We start from the raw sequence: 3,855 nt of genomic DNA, 5'->3' as shown, positions 1-3,855 counted from the left end.
CCCCACACCACCGCTCGGCGCCGGGGCACCACCCCTTCACCGCACTGAGTGGCACGAGGGCCCCCCCGACTTCCCACTCCTTACGCCGAAACCGCACGCCGTCAGCTTTCGGCCCGCACGCCGCCTCCGCCGCCGAACACCGCCTTGATGAGCCGGTCCAGCGCCTTGGGGAACTCCTGTGCCGGGTCGGATGCGGAGTCGCCGGTGGTGAGCCCTGCGGTCAGGGTCTTGCTGCCGCCGGGGGTGCCGATCATCAGTGCCCCGTAGCCGCCGGGGGCGCCGCCGTTGTGGTGGACGATGGTGCCGCCGTCGGGGCCGAGGTCCTGGACGAACAGGCCCAGGCCGTAGCCGAGCATCCCGTGCGGCGTGCGCATCTCGTCCAGCAGGGGGGCGGGCAGGAGCTTGCCGCCCAGGAGTGCGGCGAAGAACGTGCGGAGGTCCCGGGTGGTCGAGATCAGGTCGCCGGCGCCGACCAGGAGGGAGAGGTTCTGGCGGGCGACGTCGACCACCTTCCACTGGTCGCCGTCCTGGTAGCGGTAGTAGCCGTGGGCGTGCGGCGCGGGGAGCTCCGGCGAGTCGCCCGGCACCATGGTGTCCCGCAGTCCGAGCGGCCGCAGGATCCGCCGCTGCATCTCCTCGGCGTACGGGCGGCCGGCGGCCTGCTCGATCAGGAGCACGGCCAGCGTGTAGTTGGTGTTGGAGTAGCTCTGGTCGGTGCCCGGCTCGAACCGTGCCGGCTTGGACAGGGCGAACTGCACGAGCTCCTCGGGCCGGTAGCTGTGGAACCGGTTGTCCACCCACTCCTTGCCCATCGCGGGGATCCCCGGCATGAACGTCCCGTCGGGTTCGAGGTCTCCGGTGTAGCTGGCCAGGCCGCTGGTGTGCTGGAGCAGCATCCGCACGGTGATCCGCCGGTCCAGCCCGAACTGCGGCAGGTGGTCGACCACCGGGGTGTCCAGCCCGATCGCGCCGTCGGCCACCAGGTGCAGCACCAGGGTCGCGACGAAGGTCTTGGTGGTGCTGCCCACCCAGAACTTCCCGTCCACCGACGGCTTCGCGGCCTCGCCCAGCTTGCGCACCCCGGCGCTGCCGACCCACTCCCCGTGCTCGTCGTGCACGCGCAGTTGTATCCCGGCGAAACCGGCGTCGACGAACTCCTGGATGGCTTGCTGGAGCTCCGGGCGGTCCTGACCTGCGGCGATCTCGACGGCGATCTCGGCGGCGTAGCGGGATTCACTCATGGTTGTTCCTTGTCTCGCGATCGGAGTGTGCGGGCTGGGGCTGGGGCTGGGGCTTCAGAGGCTGCGGGCGGTGATGTCGCCGTAGGCGGTGGTCGCGTGGATGCTCAGGCCGGCGGCGGCGCCGTCGGTGTTCTTGAGCGTGTTGTGGATCCGGCCGTAGGTGGTGCCGGCGTCCAGGGAGGCGGAGACGCCGCGGGCCGCGCCGACGGACACGTCGCCGGCCTCGGTGCGCAGCGTGATCGTGCCGTGCACGGCTTCGGTGATGTGGATGTCGCCCTTGGCGGTGGTGATCTCGGCGGGGCCGTCGAGGCGGCCGACGGAGATGTCGCCGGCGAGGACTGCGAGGTGGGCGCCGGCGGTCTCGTCGAGCTTGACCGAGGCCTGCGCGCCTTCGAAGGTGACGTCGCCGAGGCGTCCGACGCCCCGGAGTTCGGCGCTGGCCGTCTTCGCCTGGATGCGGGAGCCGGCGGGCAGTTGGACGGTCACCTCGACGGTGCCGGACTGGCCGAGGATCCGGTTCTCGGCCGCCGCCGCCTCGATTCGCAGGACGCCGTCGGCGTACTCGACGGTGGTCCGCTCCGCCGCCTTCACGTCGCGGCTCTTCGAGGCGTCGGCGGGCAGGACCTCGACCGTGGTGTCGGCCCGGTCGGCGGCGATGAGCCGGATGCGCCCGGCGGGGATGTCGAGGACGGCGGAGACCGGGGCGGGGGTGGCGAACTTCTGCATGATGCTCTCCTGTGGCTCGTTCTTTCTGACAACGGAAACGCTACGTTGCCTTCACGCTTAACGGCAACAGGCATGTTGCGCACAATCAGCATCATCGCAGGTCAGAACCTCATTATCGTTGCAACAGTTACGGATTTAACGCAACGTCAGTCACGTCGCCCGTTGCATTGGATTGAGCGTGAACGCTATGCGCCACCCCGCCCCGGCACGCCGCCGCATCAGCCCACGGATGTAAACCCCCGGGCCAATGCGCGCCCCCGCACCGTCATCCGGTGGTCGGATGTGGCCGGGTACGCCGCGATGACAGCCTTCCGTTCAGGTGCACGGAGATCCATCGGACGGTCCGTCAGGGGCGCTTCCCCGGCCGTCCGGTGTCGAACGACGGCCGCACCTGCGAAGACCGTGCGCCTCGGCCCGGTTCTGTCCAGCACACCCAGGGAGGGCCCATGACCACCACGCCGTTCACGAGCCGACACGCCATGACGCGCCGCCGCCTGCTGGGGGCTGCACTGGCCGCCGGAGCCACCGGGGCCGCCGCACCGCTCGCCCTCGCCCGCCCCGCGTGGGCAACGGGCAGGGCCGCCACCCCCGGGTCCGCCGCCACCGCCGCCGGCGGCCCGGCGCGGCTCACCCTGCCCGAGCCCACCGGGCCGCACCCCGTGGGCACCGTCCCGCTGCACCTGCTCGACGCCTCCCGCCCGGACCCGCTGGCCGGCCCGGGCCGGTTCCGCGAGCTGATGGCGAGCGTCTGGTACCCCGCCCGCGAGGCCGGGGAGTACCCGCTCGCGCCCTGGATGGCCGACGGCGCACTGCGGGCGTTCCTCGCGGACACGGGCTTCGCCATCGACCCCGCCCTCGCCCCGCTCACCTCCGGCCGCGTGGGCGCCCCGGTCCACCGCGCGGGCCGCCGCCTGCCCGTCGTCGTCTACTCGCACGGCGCGCACAGCCACCGCGCCGACCACACCGTGATGGTCCAGGAACTCGCCAGCCACGGCTACGTGGTGGTCACCGTCGACCACACCCGCGACGCGATCACCGAGTTCCCCGACGGCCTGGTCCTCACCCCGGACCGGAGCATCCCGATGGGGCCGAAGGACTTCGCCGCGGACATCCGCTTCCTCCTCGACCAGGTCGACGCCCTCGCCGCCGGGCGCAACCCCGACACCGACGGCAGGCCGCTGCCCGCCGGCCTGCTGCACGCCCTCGACCCGGACCGGATCGGCATGTTCGGCTGGTCCAAGGGCGGCACGGCCACCGCCTACACCATGCTCGCCGACCGGCGCGTCCGCGCCGGGCTGAGCCTGGACGGCCCGATGCAGCCGACCATCACCACCGACCTGGACCGGCCGTTCATGATGATGACCGCCGCGTTCACCCGGGCCGGCCAGCCGGCCGTCGCCGAGTTCTGGCCGCACCTGCGCGGCTGGCGGCTCGACGTCCAGGCCCAGGGCGCCGTGCACGTCTCGTACGGCGACGACCAGGTGCTGATCCCGCAGGCCGCCAAGCTCCTCGGCCTGACCGACGAACAGGTCCGGGACATGATCGGCACCCTCGACCCGGCCCGCGCGGTGAAGATCCAGCAGGCGTACCCGGTGGCCTTCTTCGACCTGCACCTGCGGCACCGCCCCAGCCGTCTCCTCGACGGCCCGTCCGCGGCCTTCCCCGAGGTGACGTACCTGCCCTGAGACGCCGGCCTGAGGCGCTGCACCAAGACGTCGCCCCGCGACGCTGCTCCACGACGCTGCACCGAGACGCTGCTCCGAGACCGTGGCGGGGGGGGGGGCCCCCCCCCCGGCCGGGGGCGCCGGGGGGGCGGCCGCGGGGCGGCGCGGGCCCCCCCCCCCCCCCCCCCCCCCCCGCCCGCGCCGGGCGCGGCGCCCCGCGCCCG

Annotated in this window: 3 protein-coding genes; 1 reads left to right on the top strand and 2 read right to left on the bottom strand. The window is 73.1% G+C overall.

The window, feature by feature from the left end; genetic code table 11:
- Window positions 1-101: 101 nt before the first annotated feature.
- Together ACFV61_RS15645 and ACFV61_RS15640 are read right to left on the bottom strand one after the other, a co-directional pair.
- Window positions 102-1,241, bottom strand: a complete 1,140-nt coding sequence (locus tag ACFV61_RS15645; RefSeq protein WP_380492096.1) for a serine hydrolase domain-containing protein — start codon at window positions 1,239-1,241, stop codon at window positions 102-104.
- Between the two features lie 54 nt (window positions 1,242-1,295).
- Window positions 1,296-1,967 carry a DUF4097 family beta strand repeat-containing protein gene (locus tag ACFV61_RS15640; protein WP_380335806.1) on the bottom strand — a complete coding sequence of 224 codons (672 nt, stop codon included), beginning with the start codon at window positions 1,965-1,967 and terminating at the stop codon, window positions 1,296-1,298.
- 446 nt (window positions 1,968-2,413) lie between these two features.
- Between ACFV61_RS15640 and ACFV61_RS15635 the strand changes: the two genes are divergently transcribed.
- Entirely contained in the window at window positions 2,414-3,652 is a 1,239-nt protein-coding gene (locus ACFV61_RS15635; protein ID WP_380492094.1) for an alpha/beta hydrolase family protein, read from the top strand.
- The last annotated feature ends 203 nt before the right edge of the window (window positions 3,653-3,855 follow it).

This window comes from Kitasatospora sp. NPDC059817 (assembly GCF_042731835.1).
GTDB lineage: Bacteria > Actinomycetota > Actinomycetes > Streptomycetales > Streptomycetaceae > Kitasatospora.
Note: the sequence above shows the minus strand (reverse complement) of the source record. Positions and strands in the feature narration are given on the sequence as shown.

Coding starts and splice junctions, on each gene's coding strand:
- ACFV61_RS15640 (WP_380335806.1), bottom strand. CDS start 1,967: ATGCAGAAGTTCGCCACCCCCGCCCCGGTCTCCGCCGTCCTCGACATC.
- ACFV61_RS15645 (WP_380492096.1), bottom strand. CDS start 1,241: ATGAGTGAATCCCGCTACGCCGCCGAGATCGCCGTCGAGATCGCCGCA.
- ACFV61_RS15635 (WP_380492094.1), top strand. CDS start 2,414: ATGACCACCACGCCGTTCACGAGCCGACACGCCATGACGCGCCGCCGC.